This is a genomic window from Elioraea tepida, assembly GCF_019203965.1.
Classification (GTDB): Bacteria; Pseudomonadota; Alphaproteobacteria; order Acetobacterales; family Acetobacteraceae; genus Elioraea_A; species Elioraea_A tepida.
On the sequence record NZ_CP076448.1, the window covers coordinates 688900 to 708258 of the forward strand.

Consider the following 19359-nt stretch of genomic DNA (forward strand, 5'->3'; position numbering starts at 1 on the left):
TTGAGGCGGGGGCGCCGCCCCCACCGATCCGGGGCACGCTGGTGTTCGACCGCTTCGACATCTTCTTCGTCCAGCAGCTGGTCAACGGCTTCTCGCTCGGCCTCGTCTATGCGCTGGTCGCGATCGGCTTCACCCTGATCTTCGGCGTGCTTAACGTCGTTAACTTCGCCCATGGCGAGGTGTACATGCTCGGCGCCTATGCCGGGCTCCTGGCGCTCCTATTCCTTGCCCCTCCTTGGGCGGCGCTCCTCCTGATCGCACTCGCCGCCGGCATTGTCGCGGGTGTGACGCTCGAACGCGTCGCCTTCAAACCGTTCCGCCGCTTCCGCGACGAGGCGTCGCTCAAGTCGAAGGCGATGCGCGAAAGCACGCTCCTCTCCTCTCTCGCGGTGTCGATCATCGTGCGGGAGTCAATGGAGAAGACCTTCGGCGCCGACATGCAGCCGATCCCGCGCGCCTACGCGAACGCGCTGCAGGAGCCGATCCTCTTCGGCGAGCTCGCCGTAGCCTCCGGCCAGCTCGCGATCCTCGCCGCCGCCGTGGTGATGTTCATCGCGCTTCAGGCGATCCTCTACCGCACACGGGTCGGCCTCTCGATCCGGGCGGTCGCCGCGAACCCGCTCGGCGCGCAATATGTCGGCGTCAACGTCGACCGCACCGTGATCGCGACCTTCGCGATCGGCTCAGGGATGGGCGCGGTCGCCGGGATCCTGATCGGGCTCTACCAGGGAACGATCTTCCCGGCGATGGGGTTCGCCCCGGGCGTGAAGGCCTTCGTCGCGATGGTGATGGGAGGGCTCAACTCGATCCCGGGTGCGGTGATCTGCGCCGTCGTGCTCGGCGTCTCGGAGGCGGTGGCGACCGAGTTCTTCTCCCAGGGCTGGGCCGACCTCGTCGCCTATCTCTTCCTCGTCGCAACACTCGTGTTCTTCCCAACCGGCCTGTTGGGCGCGGGGCGAGACCGTGTCTGAGCCCGCACCCTCTGGGCGAGGCGTCCGCCCCTTGCCGCTCGCGGTCGCGGCCTTCGTGTTCGTCCTCCTGCCCCTTGGCTTAAGCCTTGCCGGCTCGGGCTACCTGTTCCGCCTCGCGGTGGTGACGCTGATCTTTGCGATCCTCGCCCTCTCGATGCAGCTGATCACCGGCGTGGCTGGTCTGCTCAGCCTCGGCCACGCGGCAATCTACGGTGTGGGGGCCTACACCGCCGCTATTCTCGCGACACGGCTCGGGCTCGATGCGGCGCTGACCATACCCCTTTCCGGCCTCGTCTCGGGCCTTGTCGGCATCGCGCTTGCGCTGCCGACGATGCGGCTTGTCTCGATCTATTTCGCGGTCGCCACGCTCGGCCTCGGCGAGATGATCTATGTGACGCTCCTGAACTGGGTGTCCTTCACCAAGGGGCCGCTCGGCATCGGCGCCATCCCGCCGTTGCGGCCGCTCGGGATCGATCTCTCGGGCCCGCTTGCCACCTATCTCTTCGTCGCCGTCATCACCGCATTCGCCGCGGTGGTCGTGCATCGCTGCGCGCACAGCTACTATGGAAACGCGCTCCGCGCCGTGCGGGAGGACGACCAGTGCGCCGACGCGATGGGGCTCAACGTGGTGCGGCTCAAGATCGAGGTGTTTGCGATCGCCTGCTTCCTCGCCGGGCTTGCCGGAGCGCTCTGGGCGCACACCACAGGTTACGTGAACCCGGCCGATTTCCGTTTCGCCGAGAGCATCCTGATCCTCGCGATGGTCGTGGTCGGGGGCTTGGGCAGCGTTCCGGGGGCGATCATCGGTGCCGCACTCCTGCTTCTCCTTCCCGAGGCGCTTCGCTCCGTCGGCGAGGTGCGCATCTTGATGGTGGGAGCGGTGATGTTCCTCTGCATCCTGTTCCTGCCAAAGGGGCTGTTCGGCGAGGTCTCGGCGCTCGATCTCGCACGGCGGCAGTTCGGCGCTGCGTGGCAGCCCGAGCGTGGTCTCGGCTGGCGTTGAGCGGATGCCCGCCCTGCTCGAGATTGACCGGGTGACGCGTCGCTTCGGTGGGCTCACGGCCGTCGATGACGTCTCGGGCCATGTGCGGGAGGGCGAGCTCGTCGGTCTGATCGGCCCGAATGGTGCCGGCAAGACCACGCTGTTCAACGTCATCTGCGGGTTCACGCCGCCCTCCTCCGGCGAGGTCCGATTCGCCGGCACACGGATCTCCGGGCTCAAGCCGTGGCGCATCTGCCGCCTCGGAATCGGGCGCACGTTCCAGAACCTGCGCGTGTTCCCGAACATGACGGTGTTCGACAACGTCTCGGTCGGCGCTGCCGGCCGCGAGGGGCACTCGCCGCTTGATGCGCTGTGGCGATCGGCGGCGGCGCGAGAGCGGAGCGCGGCGATCAGCCGGCGCTCCTGGGCGGCGCTCGAGCGCACCGGGCTCGCCGATGTCGCGGGAGAGCTCGCCGCCAATCTCTCCTACGGGCGGCGGAAATATCTCGAGATCGCGCGCGCTCTCGCGACCGGCCCGCGGCTTCTCGTGCTCGACGAGCCAGCGGCCGGGCTCAACGACACAGAGACGCAGGCGCTCGCGCGCTTCATCACCTCGCTCGCCGCCGAGGGGCTGACCATCCTGCTCGTCGAGCACGACATGGGGCTCGTGATGAGCATCTGCCAGCGCGTGATGGTGCTCGCCTCAGGCCGCAAGATCGCCGACGGAACGCCCGAGGAGGTGCAGCGTGACGAGGCGGTGCTCGAGGCCTATCTCGGCGTGGCGGAGGAGGGAGCGTGAGCGCCGTCCTTGCGGTCGAGAACCTCGTTGTGCGGATGGGCGCGCAGACCATCCTGCACGGCGTGAGCCTCGCCGTGCCGGAGGGAAGCATCGTCACCGTGCTCGGCTCGAACGGGGTGGGCAAGACGACGCTGATGCGCGCGCTCTCCGGCGTGTATCGGGTCTCCTCCGGAACGATCCGGCTGATGGGCGAGGACATCACCGGCCTGCCGAGCCATGCGATCGTCCGCCGCGGGCTCGCCCAGGCGCCGGAGGGGCGTCAGATCTTCGGCGCGATGACGGTTGCCGAGAACCTGCGCCTGGGCGCTGTCGGGGCGGTCGATCCCGCGCTCCTCGAACAGGTGCTCGGGATGTTCCCCATCCTGCGGGAACGCTATCGCCAGCGCGCCGGCTCGCTCTCGGGCGGCGAGCAGCAGATGCTCTGCGTCGGCCGCGCGCTGATGGCTCGGCCCAAGCTCCTCCTGATGGACGAGCCGTCGCTCGGCCTCGCACCCAAGCTCGTGAAGCAAATCTTCGACCTGATCGTGACAATCCGGTGCGAGGGAACGCCCGTGCTGCTCGTCGAGCAGAACGCGCGCGCCGCCCTTGCGATCGCCGACTATGCCTATGTGATGGATGGCGGGCGGATCGTGCTCGAGGGGCCGGCACGCGAGCTCGCCAGGGACGACCGGGTGAAGGCCGCCTATCTCGGCGGACACGCCCATGCCTGAGCATCGAGGCCGGCGATGACCGACAACCGAAACGAGATGCCGCCGAGCCTCTGGGCGGCGACCGCACCGCCGCCTCCCGAGACCGTGCCGCTCGAGGGCGAGGTTCGGGCTGATCTCTGCGTCATCGGTGCCGGTTACACCGGCCTGTCGGCGGCTCTCGCCGCAGCGGAGAGAGGCGCGCGGGTGGTCGTTCTCGAGGCGGCGGAGATCGGCTGGGGCGCGTCGGGGCGCAACAACGGCCAGGTGATCCCCACACTCTCGCGCATGGACCCGGACGAGATCGCCGCGCGCGGCGGCGCGAAGGGCGAGGCCTTCGTGGCCCTGATCCGCGACAGCGCCTCGCTCGTGTTCGACCTGATCCGGCGCCACGGCATCGAGGCGGAGGCGGTGCAGAACGGCTGGGTGCAGCCCGCGCATCGCGCGAGCCGGATGAAGCTTGCCGAAAAACGAGTAGAAGCCTGGGCGCGGCGCGGCGCTCCGGTCGAGCTGCTCGACCGCGACGCGATCCGGCGAATCACCGGAACCGACCACTGGTTCGGCGGCTGGGTGAACCGCACGGGCGGGAGGATCAACCCTCTCGGCTTCGCCCGCGGGCTTGCCCGCGCCGTGATCGCCGCAGGCGGAACGATCCACACCCGCACCGCTGCAGAGGGCATCGACCGCGCGGGCGGCAGATGGGTCGTCCGCACGCCTCGTGGCTCGGTCGCGGCCGAGCGGGTGATTCTCGCAACGAACGCCTACTCGACCGACCTCTGGCCGGGCTTCCGCGAGGAGGTGATCCCGGTCCGCTCCTACCAGATGGCGACCGCCCCTCTGTCGGACAATGTGCGCCGGACCATCCTTCCCGAGGGCCATGCTCTGTCAGACACGCGCGGTGATCTCTACTTCTTCCGCTTCGATGCCAACGGCCGGCTCATCACCGGCGGAGCGCTGATGCTGTCGTTCGACTGGGAGCATCGGATCCGCGAGCGGATCGCTCGCCGCTGCGAACAGGTGTTCCCGCAACTCGGCCGCCCGAGCTTCGACTACGTATGGTGGGGCTACGTCGGCATGACGGCCGACCGTGCGCCGCACGTGCACGAGCTCGCCCCCGGCGTCACCGGCTGGAACGGATGCAACGGCCGCGGCGTGGCGCTCGCCACCGCCATCGGCCGGGAGCTCGGCAGGCAAGCAACGGGAACGCCGTGGCGCGAGATCCCCCTGCCCCTCTCGCCGCTCAAACCCATCCCGGCCTACGGCGTCGCGCGGCGGCTTGCTCCGGCAGCGATCCTGGTGCGTCGCTGGCAAGACCGGCGGGACTGACCCTCAGCCGCCGCGGGCGGCCCTGATCGCCCGCCACACCGCCTCAGGGGTCGCCGGCATGTCGATGTGGCGTATCCCGTAGACCGAGAGCGCATCGACCACGGCGTTCATCACCGCAGGCAGGCTTCCGGCGCAGCCGGCCTCGCCGCAGCCCTTCACGCCGAGCGGGTTGGTGCGCGCCGGCACCGGCCTCGTTTCCGTCACGAAGCCGCAGACATCCGCCGCACGCGGCAGGGCATAGTCCATGAACGAACCGGAGACGAGCTGCCCCGCTTCGTCATACACGGTTCGCTCGAGGAGCGCCTGGCCGATTCCCTGCACGATGCCGCCATGCGCCTGGCCCTCGACCAGCAGCGGGTTCACGACGGTGCCGAAATCGTTCACCGCGACGTAGCGCACCACCTCGATCACACCCGTCTCCGGGTCGATCTCGACCTCGGCGACATGGCAGCCGTTCGGGAAGGCCGAGGGCGCCTCGCCGAACACGTGCCGGACGTCGAGGCTCGCGGGCACCTCGGGGGGGAGGTGCTCCTGTGCGCGCAGCCAGGACGCGAGCTCGATCACCCCGATGCCGCGATCGGTGCCGACGACCGAGAAGCGACCGCGCTCGAACACGATGTCGGCCACCGCGCTCTCGAGCGCATGCGCCGCCGCCACCTTGCCCTTCTCGATCACCTTCTCTGACGCCTCGACGATCGCCGCGCCTGACGCCATCAGAGACTTGGACCCGCCCGTGCCGCCGCCCGCGATCAGCTCGTCGCTGTCACCTTGGAGCAGCCTGATCCGGTCGAACGGGACGCCGAGCGTCTGGTGCAGAACCTGGGCGAAGGGCGTCCAGTGTCCCTGGCCGTAATCGAGCGTGCCGGTGATGATCGTCACCGTCCCGTCCTTCTCGAAGCGTATGCCGCCCTGCTCCTTCGCGGGTGGAGCCGTCACCTCGAGATAGTTGCCGATGCCGCGGCCGCGCAGCTTGCCGCGCGCTTGGCTTTCCGCCTTGCGTGCCGGGAACCCGTCCCAGTCGGCGGCGGCGAGAGCGCGGTCGAGCAGCGCGGTGAACTCGCCGCTGTCATAGGTCAAGCCGGAAGCGGCGCGATACGGCATCTGTTCGGGGCGGATGTGGTTGAGACGTCTGAGCGCGATCGGGTCGCGCCCGGTCTCGGCCGCCGCCGCTTCGATCAGCCGCTCCATGAAGTAGTTGCCCTCGGGCCGCCCAGCGCCGCGATAGGCGGAGACGGGGGTGGTATTGGTCACCACGCAGGTGGTGCGCACGCCGATCAGCGGTGTGGCGTAGTTCGACTGCACGTTCTTGACGAAATTGCCCGTGCCCATCAGCGGCGCGACGGTGCCGAGATAGGCGCCCATGTTGGCATAGGCCCTGAGGCGGACGGCGAGGAAGCGCCCCTCCGCGTCGAGCGCGAGCTCGGCCGTCACCTCATGGTCGCGACCATGCTGGTCGGAGAGGAAGCTGCCGGTGCGATCGTCCGTCCACTTCACCGGTCGGCCGAGCACCTTCGCGGCGTGCAGCACGCAGACATACTCGGGATAGACGGAGGCCTTCATGCCGAACGAGCCGCCGACATTGCCCGTCAGCACGCGCACCTTCTCGACCGGCACCTTGAGAATGTCATTGGCGAGCTGGTTACGCAGCCCGAACACCCCCTGGCTGCCAACGCGAAGCGTGAACCGCCCCGTTTCGGCATCGTACTCGCCGATCGCGCTCCGCGGCTCGATGGCGCAGACGACGATGCGGTTGTTACGGATCGAAAGACGCGTGACATGCGCAGCCTTGGCGAAGGCCTCGGCGAGCTTCAGCTCGTCGCCGAACGCGAAGTCGAGCACCGTGTTGTCGGGGATGTCGTCGTAGAGACGCGGCGCGCCAGGGCGCACGGCTTCGGAGGCCTCGGTGACGGCGGGAAGCGGGTCGATGTCGAGCACCACCGCCTCCGCCGCATCCCGGGCGGCGGCCCGGGTCTCGGCCACGACGAAGGCGACCGGGTCTCCGACGAAGCGAACCTTGTCGAGCGCGAGCGCGGGCCGTGCGATGTTGCGCAGCGGCGAGCCGTCGGCGTTCGTGAACGGCAGGGTGCAGCGGAGCGGCCCATAGCTTGCGGCGGCGAGGTCCGCGCCGGTGAAGACGCCGACCACGCCCGACATCGACCGCGCCGCCTCGGGATCGATTCCGCGGATGACGCCATGCGCGTAAGGGCTGCGCACGACCGCGCACCAGAGCTCGCCAGGGAGCGAGATATCGTCGGTGTAGCGGCCCTCGCCGCGCAGAAGTGCTGGGTCCTCGTTGCGCGGCACGGGCTGGCCGATGCCGAACTTGAGCAGCGTCGGATCGACGACCTGGGTATCCGGCATTCGCGCGCTCCTATGTCGATCGCAGGCAGATGGGGCGGAACGCTACGTCAGCAAGACTGTCCAGTCAGCCCGAGGCGGCAACGCGCGCGCGAAAGAAAGGGCCCGCGTCGTGCGCACTGCGCCGCCGCCTCGTCGGCACACGCGGACACGCTCCGTCCGACGAGCCTCTCCCGGCTCAGTGCTCGGGGAGCAGCTCGGCGATATAGGGCGGCAGGGCGAAGGAAGCGACCTGCACCTCGGGGCTCCAATAGCGGGTGGTGCCGAGGATTCCGGCCTTGTCGGCCCGGGCGCGCAACGTCGCCGCATCGTGCCGGCGAAGCCCAGGGTCCTGCGCTGACCACCCGAGCGTCATGAAGCCGCCGACATAGGTCGGAACGGCGGCGAGATAGGCCGAGACGTCGGCGAAGTGGCGCCGCCGTCGCGCCGAGGTCTCCGCAAGCTCCCCGGCCTGCATGAAGGGAACGCCGCTCTGGTTCACCACGACGCCGCGCGGTCCAACGATGCGTGCACAGTCGGCGTAGAACTCGTCCGTGAACAGCACCTCGCCGACGCCGATTGGGTCGGTGCTGTCGACGATGATCACGTCGTAGCTGCCCGCCTCGGCCATGCGCACATAGTCGATCCCGTCGGCGATCAGCACTTCGGCGCGCGGGTCGTCCCAGGCAGAGCCGCCGATCGCGGGAAGGTGCTCGCGCGCAAGTCGCACCACGTCCGGATCGATCTCCACCATCGTCGCCTTCTCGACCCTGCGGTGCGAGAGAACGCGGCGCAGCACTCCGCCGTCGCCGGCGCCGATGATCAGCACGCGCCGCGCATCGCCATGCGCGAGCAGCGGCACGTGCGCGATCATCTCCTGGTAGGCGAACTCGTCGGCCTCGGTGATCTGCACCACGCCGTCGAGCAGCATGGCGCGGCCGTGGCTCGCCGTCTCGACGATCAGGATCTCCTGGAACGGCGAGCGCACATGCGCGAGCTCCCGCACGACCCGGAAACGCTGCCCCCAATCGGGGTAGAGCGTCTCCGCAACCCAGGACACTTCCGCCATCCGAGCAATCGACCTCAGCGAATGACGCCGCGACGCTGCTCGACGAGCTCGACCCACTCGGCCCGGAACGCCTCCTTGAGCGCCGGCAGGGCACGGTAGGGGTCGCAGGCACCGCACATGAAGATGTCGATGGCGGCGAAGCCACGCTCCGGCCAGGTATGGATCGAGATGTGGCTCTCCGCGAGCACGAGCACGCCGGACACGCCGCCATTCGGGGAGAAATGGTGGAAGTGCCCGTGCAGGATGGTCGCGCCCGAGGCCTCGGCGCCGGCACGGAGCGCGGCGTCGATCGCCTGCGGGTCGTCGAGCCCCTGGGCCTTCCAGAGATCGACGAGCAGATGCATGCCGGCGAAGCGCACGCCGTCGCGCTCGATGAAATAGTCCTTGCCCGCCTCGGAACCTTCGGCGTTGCGGATCGTCTGGGCGTCGCTCGGAGAGTCCGAGACCATCCCCAGTCGGGTGAGAGCGTTCATGGCGAACCCCTTTCCAACCAGCAGATGACCAGCGGCTGCGGTCAACAGCCCGCGGGTGCGGGCGCGGCTATGTGCGGCACTACGCCCGCGGATGCAAGCGGTAATTGCTCGCCGGCCCGGCGAGGAGCGCGCCCCTCACATACGCTCAGCGAGGATCAGTTCCGCGCCGGCCCGCCGATCGCCGCGATCGAGCGCGGCAGATTGCGCGCGAGCGCCACCTCGGCGGCGAGCCGCGGGAGATCCGCCGCGCCCGCGACCGGCTCGGCGGTGAGAAGCCGGAACGGTTCGGAATAGGCACCTGTGGCCATACGCTCTCCATGCGCTGCGGCGAGGGAGGAGAGGGTTGCCGTGTCGCCCGCGAGCGCGGCGGCAGCGGCGAGCCTGACGAGCAGGCGGCGATGAGCCTCCTCGAGCGGCCGCCCGGCAGGCGGAAGCGTGGCTTCGGCGAGCTCCGACAGAGCCTGCACGGCCTCCGCCCAGTCGCCTCCCGCGGCGGCGATCTCGGCGCGCGCCTCGGCGGCGGCGCGAAGCCCGCGCAACAGATCGAGAGCGCCCCGGCGGTCGCCGCCGGCAGCGACGGCGCGGGCGCGCAGGATCAGCCGCTCGGTCGCCAGCGCGGCTGGCATGCGCTCGGCCTCGCTCGCGGCAAGAGCGGCGAGTGCCCCGGCGTGATCTCCGTCCGCAAGCCGCAGCTCGGCGAGCCTGAGCCCGGTGCGGGCGCGGTCGAGCCCGCCCTCCGGCTGAACCGCCTGGAGCCGCGCCAGCATCTGCGCGGCGCGCTGGGTGAGGTCGAGCGCCACGAGGCGTTCGGCAATTCGCGCCACGATCGCGTCGCCGGAGGGGCCCGTCGGCAGAAGGTCGGCGTTGTCCTCGAACAGGGCCACGGCCTGGGATGCGGGCAGCGCGTCGGCCGCCCCGTCACGGAACAAAGCGAGGAAGGCCTGGGCCGTGCGTGGGCGAATCTCGGCCAGATGCTCCGGGAATGCCGCCTCGGTCTCGCGCAGAAGCGCGAGCGCTCCCGGCCAATCCCCGGCCTCGCCGCGAAGCTCTGCCGCGCGCAGCCGCAGACGCCGCTCCGACGAATCGCCACGCCAGGCGTAGAGCAGCGGCTCGAGCCGCGCCGCCGCCTCCGGAGCGCCGATCCGCCCCTCGCGCAGCGCGAGCTCGACCGCCCGCACGAGGGCGCGCGCGCGTATCCTCCGGTCGCGCGCCGCACCGAGCGCCTCGTAGGCGGCGATCGCCTGGTCGATCTGCCCCTGCGCCTCGATCAGGTAGGCGCGCGCGAGAGCGAGCGAGGGCAGGTCGCCGAGCCGGGCGAGCAGGGACGCGGCCGCGGCCGCCTCACCACCCGCCGCCATCGCCTCCGCGGCCGCCACACCGAGGCGGGTCCGGAGCGCCTCCGGATAGCTCGGCACGATCCCGGCGGAGGCGGCGAAGAGCGGCGCGGTCGCCGAAGGCGGCTCGCCCTCCTGGTCGGCGAGCCAGGCGCGCCAGAGCGTGATCTCGTCGGTGCCGTCGAGGCGACGATCCTTGAGCGCCGGACGCGCCTCGTCGAGCCGGCCGGCGAGCAGCGAGGCGGCGCCGGCGAGCGCAGCCCAGCGCGCGGTCGCGCCGATCCCGGGGTCATCGGCCGCAGCGATATCGAGCACCGCCCGCGCCTCGACGCCGAAGCCGAGCGCGAGCATGGCCTCGGCAAGCGCAAGGCGCGGCCGCGCGCGGGCGAGCGGCGGCGCGGAGGCGGCCTCGAGGCGGAGCACCCTCACCCGCTCGGCCAGCGCCTCGTTCGGCAGAGCCGGCAGCTCGAACGCCCGGGTGAGTCCATGCCCGGCGAGCACATCGGCCACCTCCCCCGCTGCCGGAGAGACGGCGAGGCCGGCATCGAGCTGGGGGCCGGCGGCGAGCACGAACCCCTCCGCCTGGGCGCGCAGCGTCAGATGGTCGGACCGGGTCGCGACCGCGATGCCGCGCAGCGTCGGCACGAGCGAGAACTGGGCGAAGTCGCGCGCGACCGGCTGGCGTGCCTCGCCCGCTCGCAGCGTGCCGACGAGCAGGAGCTCGCCCGTCTCCGGGTCGGAAAGATGGACCGCGCGCCCCGCACCCTGCGCCCGGAGCAGCAGACGACGCCCCCCTTCGCCGTCGATCACCTCGGCCCGCACGCTCGCCTCCGCCGCGCCCCCGGCCGGAAGCACCTCGACGACGAGACCGCGCTCGGCGGGAAGGATGCGCGCCGTCGCCGGATGCGCGACGGGAAGGCGCAGGAGCGTCGCCGCCGGCCCGACCGTGAGTGTGGCGCGTGACAGGAGCGGATCGTTGCGCAGGGCGCCGAGATCGATCGGGCGCGGCTCGTCGAACACCACCCAGAGCTCGCCGCCACGCCGGAGCACCGCTACCCCCGTGTCACGCTCGAATGGAAGGCGCATCGCCGGCCCCTCGGCGCCGCGGTGGGGAGCGGCGGCGAGGCTGATCGGAGCCTGGCGCTGCGGCACGGAAGGGGGGAGCGACGCGGGCGGTGCGGTCTCGGCAGCCTGCGTCGCCCCCGGCTCGCCTGCCCTCGCGGGCGCGGCCGGGTTCGCCGGGCGCGGCGGCGGCGCTGCGGAGGCCGTGGCCGCCGGCGGTGGCAGCTCGGGCGGCGGCGGAGGCGGCAGGGGCAAAGGCTGCGGCTCGAGACGCGCCGCCTGTCCAGGCGGCACCGCGCGCGCCGCCCCCGGCTCGGGTGGCGCAGATCGGGTCTGGGACGCGCCCCGTCCGGCGGCGTGCTGCTCGCGGGGTGCCGGATCATCGCTCGCGAGCACGTCGAGCACGATCCTGCCGCCGAGGCGGAAATCGCGCACCCGGGCGCCGGGGCTCAGCGTGATGACGACGCTGTCGCCGTCCTGAGCGAGGCCGCCGATCATCGGCGGGAACCGCCGCGGCGTCGCCCCCTCCAGGCTCGGTGTTCGCGCGAAGGTGATCCGCAGCCGCTCGCCCTCGCGGGCGAGCGTGTAGTCGGCAGGCTGCGCCCAGTCGAAGACGATCCGACTGAAGGTCGGGTGCGTTCCGAACCTGACCCCAACCGGCTCCTGCGCCCCTGCCGGCTGCGCGAGGGGAAAGAGCGCCACGGCGAGGGCGAGGCGCAGGGTCAGGGACGCGTTCTGCATCAGTCGAAACTCGCGAGAAGCCGGTCGATCTCGGCTTGATCGACACCGTTTCCGGGAAGCTGGGGGCCATTGAGGAGCGCCGCCTCGCCGGCGCGCTTGGCCGCGGGCGGGGGTGGCGCCTTCGTCTCGGCGACGCAGCGATCTCCGAAGGCGCGGAGGATGCCGGCGATCCGCTCCTCGATCGCCTTCAGCGTCGCGACGACCTTGGTGATCCGCTGGCCGGTGATGTCCTGGAAGCTGCACGCCTCGTAGATCCGCGTGGCCGCCGCCTGGAGCCGAGCCGCCGTCTCGCCTCCCGCTTCCGCCGAGACGGCGTCGAGAACCTCGCAGGCGTCGAGGATCTCGTTGGTCGCCCGCGCCGTCGCCTCGACGATCGCATCGAGCTCGTCGGTCGCGGAGGGGATGAAGGTGCCGTTGATGTCTTCCACCCTGAGCGCGGCGATCTCCTGCTTCGCCGCGGAGATGGTGCGGCCGATCTGCTCCACCTCTGAGAGCAGGCTCGCCTCGGCCTGAGTGAGATCGCCCTGCAACGTTGCCAGCACGGCTTCCACGACCTCCGTCACCTGCTCCCGCGTGGCCGTGCCGCGCTGTTCGGCGCGCTGCGCGAGCCGTGCCGCCATCGACCGACGCCGCTCCGCGATCGGCTGTTCGGGTCCGCAGCCGCCGTCAGGCATGCACGAGCACCTTCTCGATCTTCTCCTTCAGCGTCTCCGCGTTGAAGGGCTTGACGATGTAGTTGGAGACACCGGCCTGCTTCGCGGCGATCACGTTCTCGGTCTTGCTCTCCGCGGTGACCATGATGAACGGCAGGTTCTTCAGCTTCGCATCCGCCCGCACCTCCTGCAGAAGCTGAAGCCCTGTCATCGGCTGCATGTTCCAGTCGCTGATGACGAGGCCGTAGTTGCCGGTGCGCAGCATCGCAAGCGCCTGCGCCCCGTCGGTCGCCTCGTCGACGTTCTGGAAATCGAGCTGCCGGAGCAGGTTCCGGATGATCCTCAGCATCGTCTTGTAGTCGTCGACGATGAGGATGTTCAGGTTCTTGTCCATGCTGCGCCTCTCTCTGCCAGTCGCCTCGAACCGCCTCAGCCGCCCGCGTCGGCACGCGGCCCGCCGGCACGCCGCCGGGCGAGCTCGGCGGTCAGCGCCTTCGCCTTCTCCGGGTCCATGCCGGCGAGGATCGGCGCCGCCGTCCGCTCCTTCATGCGGTCGACAACCTCTACCAGCGTGACCATTTCCAGTTCGTTGAAGATGCGCGCGGCATCGCGCGGGCGCATGTTCTCGTAGATCCGCACGAGGCCGCGCCAGCCTGCCTCCTCGCGTTCGCGCGCGGCCTTGTCGAGCGCCTCGAGCCGGCGCTGCAGCGCCTCAAGCTCCTCGATCCGCTTCGCAAGCCGCTGCTCGCTCGCGGCGAGCACGCTCTCGCGCAGCGCCAGCGCCTGTTCGCGCGCATCGAGTGCGGCGCGACGGGCGCGCAGCTCCTCGAGCACGGCACGCTCGGCGGCGGTCGCCTCCGCCACACGCTGCTCTGGCGTGGCGGGTGTCGGCGCGGTGCTGGGGCTCGGAGCTGCTGGCGCTTGCGGTGCCGAATCGGCCGCGGCGCGGAACGGTTCAGCGGTGACGCGCGCGGCATGCGCCGGGGTCGCGAGCGGCAGAAGCCCTGCGTCATTGCTACGCCGCATCTCGGGAAGGCGGAGCGCGAGATCCGCCGTCTTGATGCCGAGCAGGCCGGTCATCACCAGGATCGCCGCCGGCAGAAGCCGCGGGCCGGGTCGGAGGCGGGCGCTCATCGTGCCGCCCGCAGAGCCTGGAGGAGGTCGCGCTCCGCCTGGCTGCGGACGCGCGGCTGCTCCGGCTCGACCGCAGGACCGAGGGGCTGGCGCTGCGGCGCCGAGCGTTCCGCGACCGCACCGCGCGCCTCCCGGACGGCGGCATCGAGACGGTCGGCGAGCTGCTCGCCGCGCTCGAGCAGGAACAGAAGGTCGTCGCGGAGCCGGCCCGCTGCCTCCACCTGCTCGGCCACCTGCCGGCCCGCTCCCTCGGCGGCAGCGCGCAGGCGCGCGGTCGAGCCCTCGGCACGGGCGGTGGCCTCGTTGAACCCCGCAACGAGGGCTTCGAGCTGTGCGTTGTCGCGCCTCAGCACGCCGAGCCGACGCTCGAGCCGCACCGCGTACCAGAGCGTTGCCGCGAGCAGCACGGCAAGCACCGCCTCGAGCCCCCATGCGAGCGCCGACATCGTCATGCGCGCACCCCTTCCCTGCGTGGCGTCTCGCGATCGATCCTGACCGCCACCCGCCCGTTGCGACGACCCATGCGCCCCTCGAACAGCGGCACGCCGCCGCAGCGAAGCCGGACCGGGCTGTCGACCGTGCCGCTCAGCACAAGCTGGCTTCCCGGCCGCATGCGCATGATGTCGGAGAGCTTCACCCACTGCTCGTCGAGCACGGCCTCGATCTCGACATCGGTCTCGAGCAGTTCATCGGCGAGATGGTTCTCCCAGATGCTGTCGCGGCCGAACTTCTCGCCCATGAACTGCTGAAGCAGCATCTCGCGCACCGGCTCGAGCGTCGCGTAGGGCAGGAGAAGCTCGAGCTTGCCGCCGCGGTCGTCCATCTCGACGCGGAGCTTGGCGAGCACCGCGGCGTTCGAAAGGCGCGAGACGACGGCGAAGCGCGGGTTCGTCTCGAGCCGCTCGAACCGGAAGTTCACCGGGCAGAGCGGGTCGAAGGCCTGGGCGAGATCGGCAAGAACGACGTGGATCATCCGCTCGACCAGCGTGCGCTCGATGGTCGTGTAGGGGCGGCCCTCGATCCGCATCGGTGCGGTGCCGCGGCGGCCACCGAGCAGCACGTCGACGATCGAGTAGATCATCGCGCTGTCGACCACCATCAGCCCGTAGTTGTCCCACTCCTCCGCCTTGAACACCGCGAGCATGGCCGGCAGCGGGATGGAGTTGAGGTAGTCGCCGAAGCGCAACGAGACGATGTTGTCGATCGACACCTCGACATTGTCGGAGGTGAAGTTGCGCAAGGACGTCGACATGATGCGCACGAGACGGTCATAGACGATCTCGAGCATCGGCAGGCGCTCGTAGGTGACGAGACCCGAGGAGATGATCCTCTGGATGCCGGAGAGCTCGGTCTCGGCCGCGCTGTCGCCCTCGAAGCCGAGCAGGCTGTCGATTTCTGCCTGGTTGAGAATCCGCGTGGCATCGACGCCGGAGGGAAGGCCCGGGCCGGCCTCCTCGCCCTCGAGCGCCGCGCCCCAGGCGGCGGCGAGTGCGTCCTCGTCGTCTTTCGGCGTGTCGTCCATGGCGCCTTCGGGCGGGCTCATTGCACGAGCATCTCGACGAACAGGATGTCGGTCACGCGAGCGGGGCGCGCGGCCACGTTGGCGCGCGCGATCAGCTCCTCGCGCAGGCGATGCGTTCCGGCCGAGCCGCGCAGCTCCTCGGGGCGAAGCTCGCGCAAGTAGGTGGTGAAGAGGTCCTGCAGCCGCGGCACGGCAGCCTGCAGGTGGGGGAGATCACGGCTGTCCGCGATCTCGATCTTGGCGCGGAGCTTGAGATAGCTCGCGCGCCTGTTCCCGACATTCAGGTTGACGATGATCTCCGGCATGTCGAACAGGGCCGGAACAATCGGCGGCGGCTCGGCTTCGGCCTGCTCCTGCTTGGCACCCATGCCGAGCAGCCCGGGCAGGATGCCGCTGAACCAGAGGCCAGCGCCGGCGCCGGCGAGAACGAGGGGAATGGCGATCAGCACGATCAGCTTGCCTTTGCGCTTGCTGCCGCCGTCCTCGGCGCCGTCGGTCGGCGCGTCCGCCTCGCTCGCTGCCGCTGCCCCGCCAGACATCGGCGTCTCCCCTGCCAGATTGCGGTGCACCCCCGATGGGCGCATCGCGCATGCATCTGTGCCCCGGAAGCGTTAACGAAGGCTGAAGTGGGCAAATCCTGCTCACCTCGGACGGTGCCGACACCGCCGCCGGCCGACACCGCCCGGCAGGTCATGCCGAGCCGTCGCCCAGGACCGCGGAAACCGGCCTCGCGGCTTGGGTCGCGAGCCTGGCATGCGGCTTGCCTCATGCTTCGCCGGACAGTCACTTCCATCCGAAGGGCAAGCGATGGAACAGGTCGGCTACGTCGCGCTCTCGCGTCTGATCGCCCTCACCCGGCAGACGGAGATGACGGCGCACAACATGGCCAATGCCAACACCCCGGGCTTCAAGGCCTCGCGCCTTGTGTTCGGCGACTATCTCCTGACGCAGCACCGCGTGGCCCAGCCTGCCGGCGCGCGAACGATCCAGTTCGTCCAGGACCGCGCGACCTGGCGCGACCACGCCGTCTCGCCGAAGTCGCGCACTGGAAACCCGCTCGATGTCGCGCTGGCCTCGGACGGATTCCTCGCCTTCGAGACCCCGCGCGGCGAGCGGTTCGGACGAAACGGCAGGCTGACGCTCGACCCTGCCGGCCGGATCACCTCATCGGAAGGCTTCCCCGTGCTCTCGACCACCGGCCAGCCGCTCGTCGTCGCCCCGAACGAGCCCTCGATCAGCATCGCCGCCGACGGAACGGTCTCGACCCAGAACGGCCCGATCGGCCGTCTGCGCGTGGTTCGGTTTGCCGAGCCGCAGAAGCTCATCGCGGAAGGGGCGACACTCTACCGCCCGGCGGAGGGGCAGGAGCCGGAACCGGTCGCCGAGCCGCAGGTGATCCAGGGCATGATCGAAGAAAGCAACGTCAACCCGATCCTCGAACTCACCCTCCTGATCGGCCAGCAGCGCGAGTTCGAGTTCGCAGCGCAATTCGTCGAGCGCGAGGGCGAGCGTCGCCTGCAGGCGATCGAGCGCATCCTCCGCCGGCGGAACTGATCGGGGCGGAAGGAGGAGGACGACACATGCGCTCGCTCCACATCGCCGCGACCGGGATGCTCGCGCAGCAGACCAATGTCGAGGTGATCTCGAACAACATCGCCAACCTCTCGACCACCGGCTTCAAGCGCCGCCGCGCCGAGTTCCAGGACCTGATCTACCAGAACCTGCGCCGCGTCGGCTCGACGAGCTCCGATACCGGAACGATCGTTCCCTCCGGCGTGCAGCTCGGCCTCGGCGTCAAGACCGCCGCGGTCTACCGGATCGCCGAGCAGGGCAATCTCAGCAAGACCGACAACCGCTTCGACCTTGCGATCCGCGGCCCCGGCTACTTCCAGATCGAGCTTCCCTCGGGCGAGACCGCCTACACACGCGACGGAACCTTCGGCCTCTCGCCTCAGGGCGAGATCGTCACCGCCGACGGCTTCCGGGTCCTGCCGGGGATCCAGATCCCGAACCAGGCGCGCGACGTCACAATCAACGCCAACGGCGAGGTTCTCGTGAAGCTCGACGGGCAGCTCGCGCTGCAGAACGTGGGCCAGATCCAGACCGCGATCTTCGCCAACGAAGCGGGGCTCGAGGCGATCGGCGACAACCTGTTCCTCGAGACGCCGGCCTCCGGCCCGGTGCAGCCGGGCGTCCCCGGCTCGCCGGGCTACGGCAACATCATGCAGGGCTTCGTCGAGACCTCGAACGTCAACGTCGTCTCCGAGATCACGAGCCTGATCACCGCGCAGAGGGCCTACGAGATGAACAGCAAGGTGATCACCGCCTCCGACGAGATGCTCGCGACCCTCTCGCGGATGCGCTGAAGGTGGGGGATACCATGCGACGCCTGCTCTTCGCCGCAACGGTTCTCGCCGCCCTCGCCGCATCGGCCGAGGCGGGCGGTGTCACGCCGCGCAGCCATGTCGTCGTGCAGGGGCCGGAGGTGCGGCTGTCGGACCTGTTCGACGGCCCCCTGCCGCGGGGCGACCGCGTGCTCGGCCCAGCGCCCGCCCCCGGCCGGGTCTACACTGTCGAGCCCGCGCAGCTCGCCGCGATCGCGCGCGCCAACGGCATCACCCTCGCCTCCCCCGTGGCGACGGTGGTCGAGCGGCCGGGCAGGCCGCTCGCGCGCGAGAGCGTCGAGCGGGCGCTGCGCGAGGCGCTTCTGGCCGCCGGCGCGATCGAGACGATGGAGGCGCCTTTGATCCTCCAGGGCTACACCGCCCCGGTCGTGCCGCTCTCCGTCGGCGCGCCGCGCATCGTGGTCGAGGATCTCGGCTGGGACGCGAGCCAGGCGCGGTTCAACGCCTCCGTCGCGGCGATCGTCGGCGCCGAGCCGCCGATCCGCGTGCGGATTGCCGGCCGGGTGGAGGACACGGTTGCCGTTCCGGTTCCGGTGCGACGCCTCGCCGAGGGCGAGACGATCCGCCCGGGCGACCTGCGGCTCGTGCGGATGCCGGCAGCGCGCGTTCCGGCGGATGCGGAGCTCGACCCGCAACGCCTCGCGGGACGGATGCTGCGCGAGACGATCCCCGCCGGCGCGCCGATCAGCGCCGGGCAGGTCGGCGCCGCTGCGATGGTCAGCCGCGGCCAGCCGGTCGCGATGCTCGTCGAACTCCCCGGGCTCTCGATCACCGCCCAGGGCCGCGCCCTCGAGGACGGGGAGCGCGGGGCGCGTGTGCAGGTGATGAACAGCGCGAGCCGCGCGGTGGTCGAGGGCGTGGTGATCGGCCCGGGCCGAGTGCGCGTCTCTGCCGACAGCACGCCCCTTCGCCAAGCCCAGCACACCGCTGGGCAGAGCGACCGACTTCCCCAGCCGCAGAACCGACCGGAGGGTCGCCGATGAACCGCCTTCTCCCCCTGCTTGCCGCGGGCCTCCTGCTTGCGGGGTGCAACGCCGCGACCAGGCTGTCGGAGATCGGCCGCGGACCGCAGTTCAGCGAGATCGAGAACCCGACCGAGACCCCGAACTGGCGGCCCGTCAGCATGCCGATGCCGGCACCGCGCGAGCCAGTGGGCAACCCCAACAGCCTCTGGCGCCCGGGCGCGCGCGCCTTCTTCCGCGACCAGCGCGCCGCCCAGGTCGGCGACATCCTGACGGTGCTGGTGCAGATCCGCGACGAGGCGCAGCTTGAGAACAGTTCGAGCCGTACGCGGAACAACAGCGAGACCTTGGGCCTGCCCGCCATGCTCGGCCTTCAGAGCTCGATCAACCGGATCCTTCCGAACGACGTCTCGGCGGCGAACCTGATCCAGGGCAACTCGACCAGCGGCTCCTCCGGCTCGGGCCAGATCCAGCGCACCGAGACGGTGACGCTGCGCGTCGCGGCCACGGTGACGCAGATCCTCCCGAACGGGAACTTCGTCATCGCCGGCAAGCAGGAGGTGCGCGTCAACAACGAGATGCGCGAGCTCGCTGTGAAGGGCGTGCTTCGCCCGCAGGACATTCAGAGCGACAACACGGTACGGCACGACCGGCTCGCCGAGGCGCGGATCGCCTATGTCGGCCGCGGCACGATCTCGGACGTGCAGCAGCCGCGCTACGGCCAGCAGCTGCTCGACATCATCCTGCCGTTCTGAGCGGGCCGCCGCGACGGCCGGGCGTGCGCCCGGCCGATTGCGTGGCCGCAGTGTGGCGTTCGGGCACGGTTTGCCGCCATACATCTCTCACCCTTGGCTCCGTTTCGGGCACCATCCTCGCATGGCCCGTGCGGCGCCGGCGTCCGGA

At 70.6% G+C, this 19359-nt stretch carries 19 protein-coding genes; 9 read left to right on the top strand and 10 right to left on the bottom strand.

From position 1 onward, the window contains the following. The first annotated feature begins 41 nt into the window (after positions 1-41). Genes KO353_RS03275 through KO353_RS03295 form a run of 5 tightly spaced genes read left to right on the top strand, consistent with a single transcriptional unit; the run spans position 42 to position 4764 of the window. Complete coding sequence (locus KO353_RS03275) at positions 42-971, top strand: branched-chain amino acid ABC transporter permease (RefSeq protein WP_218286335.1); 930 nt, start codon at positions 42-44, stop codon at positions 969-971. Then, complete coding sequence (locus KO353_RS03280) at positions 964-1974, top strand: branched-chain amino acid ABC transporter permease (protein ID WP_218286336.1); 1011 nt, start codon at positions 964-966, stop codon at positions 1972-1974. Before KO353_RS03275 ends, KO353_RS03280 begins: the two co-directional genes overlap by 8 nt. 4 nt (positions 1975-1978) lie before the next feature. Beyond that, the gene (locus KO353_RS03285; RefSeq protein ID WP_218286337.1) at positions 1979-2752 is read left to right on the top strand and encodes an ABC transporter ATP-binding protein; all 774 of its coding nucleotides are present in this window, start codon (positions 1979-1981) and stop codon (positions 2750-2752) included. After that, entirely contained in the window at positions 2749-3462 is a 714-nt protein-coding gene (locus KO353_RS03290; protein ID WP_235692006.1) for an ABC transporter ATP-binding protein, read from the top strand. Before KO353_RS03285 ends, KO353_RS03290 begins: the two co-directional genes overlap by 4 nt. 15 nt (positions 3463-3477) lie before the next feature. Continuing rightward, complete coding sequence (locus KO353_RS03295; protein WP_218286338.1) at positions 3478-4764, top strand: NAD(P)/FAD-dependent oxidoreductase; 1287 nt, start codon at positions 3478-3480, stop codon at positions 4762-4764. 3 nt (positions 4765-4767) lie between these two features. On the opposite strand, the gene KO353_RS03300 is transcribed toward KO353_RS03295, so the two are convergent. The 10 genes from KO353_RS03300 to KO353_RS03345 form a co-directional block, all read right to left on the bottom strand. Continuing rightward, entirely contained in the window at positions 4768-7125 is a 2358-nt protein-coding gene (locus KO353_RS03300; protein WP_218286339.1) for a xanthine dehydrogenase family protein molybdopterin-binding subunit, read from the bottom strand. A gap of 175 nt (positions 7126-7300) precedes the next feature. After that, positions 7301-8170: a polyamine aminopropyltransferase gene (gene speE, locus KO353_RS03305; protein ID WP_218286340.1), complete on the bottom strand. Its 870-nt coding sequence runs from the start codon at positions 8168-8170 to the stop codon at positions 7301-7303. Between the two features lie 14 nt (positions 8171-8184). Continuing rightward, complete coding sequence (gene speD / locus KO353_RS03310) at positions 8185-8643, bottom strand: adenosylmethionine decarboxylase (RefSeq protein WP_218286341.1); 459 nt, start codon at positions 8641-8643, stop codon at positions 8185-8187. Positions 8644-8798: 155 nt separating this feature from the next. After that, on the bottom strand, positions 8799-11780 hold the full coding sequence (locus KO353_RS03315; RefSeq protein ID WP_218286342.1) for a hypothetical protein: 2982 nt from the start codon (positions 11778-11780) through the stop codon (positions 8799-8801). After that, positions 11780-12454: a protein phosphatase CheZ gene (locus tag KO353_RS03320; protein ID WP_218286343.1), complete on the bottom strand. Its 675-nt coding sequence runs from the start codon at positions 12452-12454 to the stop codon at positions 11780-11782. Before KO353_RS03320 ends, KO353_RS03315 begins: the two co-directional genes overlap by 1 nt. Continuing rightward, positions 12447-12827 carry a chemotaxis response regulator CheY gene (locus tag KO353_RS03325; RefSeq protein WP_218286344.1) on the bottom strand — a complete coding sequence of 127 codons (381 nt, stop codon included), beginning with the start codon at positions 12825-12827 and terminating at the stop codon, positions 12447-12449. Before KO353_RS03325 ends, KO353_RS03320 begins: the two co-directional genes overlap by 8 nt. A 35-nt stretch (positions 12828-12862) precedes the next feature. Beyond that, on the bottom strand, positions 12863-13567 hold the full coding sequence (locus tag KO353_RS03330; protein WP_218286345.1) for a MotE family protein: 705 nt from the start codon (positions 13565-13567) through the stop codon (positions 12863-12865). Then, on the bottom strand, positions 13564-14019 hold the full coding sequence (locus KO353_RS03335; protein ID WP_235692007.1) for a DUF6468 domain-containing protein: 456 nt from the start codon (positions 14017-14019) through the stop codon (positions 13564-13566). Before KO353_RS03335 ends, KO353_RS03330 begins: the two co-directional genes overlap by 4 nt. Continuing rightward, positions 14016-15110, bottom strand: a complete 1095-nt coding sequence (fliM, locus tag KO353_RS03340) for a flagellar motor switch protein FliM (protein ID WP_218286346.1) — start codon at positions 15108-15110, stop codon at positions 14016-14018. The genes KO353_RS03335 and fliM overlap by 4 nt, the downstream gene beginning before the upstream one ends. Further along, positions 15107-15628, bottom strand: a complete 522-nt coding sequence (locus KO353_RS03345) for a flagellar basal body-associated FliL family protein (protein ID WP_218286347.1) — start codon at positions 15626-15628, stop codon at positions 15107-15109. The genes fliM and KO353_RS03345 overlap by 4 nt, the downstream gene beginning before the upstream one ends. Before the next feature lie 268 nt (positions 15629-15896). Here KO353_RS03345 and KO353_RS03350 point away from each other — a divergent pair, with 268 nt between their 5' ends. From KO353_RS03350 to flgH, 4 genes are read left to right on the top strand one after another with little or no spacing between them, the layout of a single operon-like run. Next, positions 15897-16643 (top strand): flagellar hook-basal body complex protein, encoded by a 747-nt coding sequence (locus KO353_RS03350; protein ID WP_218286348.1) that lies wholly within the window; start codon positions 15897-15899, stop codon positions 16641-16643. Between the two features lie 26 nt (positions 16644-16669). Next, the gene (flgG, locus tag KO353_RS03355) at positions 16670-17455 is read left to right on the top strand and encodes a flagellar basal-body rod protein FlgG (RefSeq protein ID WP_218286349.1); all 786 of its coding nucleotides are present in this window, start codon (positions 16670-16672) and stop codon (positions 17453-17455) included. A 14-nt stretch (positions 17456-17469) separates the two neighbouring features. Next, complete coding sequence (flgA, locus tag KO353_RS03360) at positions 17470-18477, top strand: flagellar basal body P-ring formation chaperone FlgA (RefSeq protein WP_218286350.1); 1008 nt, start codon at positions 17470-17472, stop codon at positions 18475-18477. Next, positions 18474-19211 (top strand): flagellar basal body L-ring protein FlgH, encoded by a 738-nt coding sequence (gene flgH, locus KO353_RS03365; protein ID WP_218286351.1) that lies wholly within the window; start codon positions 18474-18476, stop codon positions 19209-19211. The genes flgA and flgH overlap by 4 nt, the downstream gene beginning before the upstream one ends. Positions 19212-19359 lie beyond the last annotated feature (148 nt).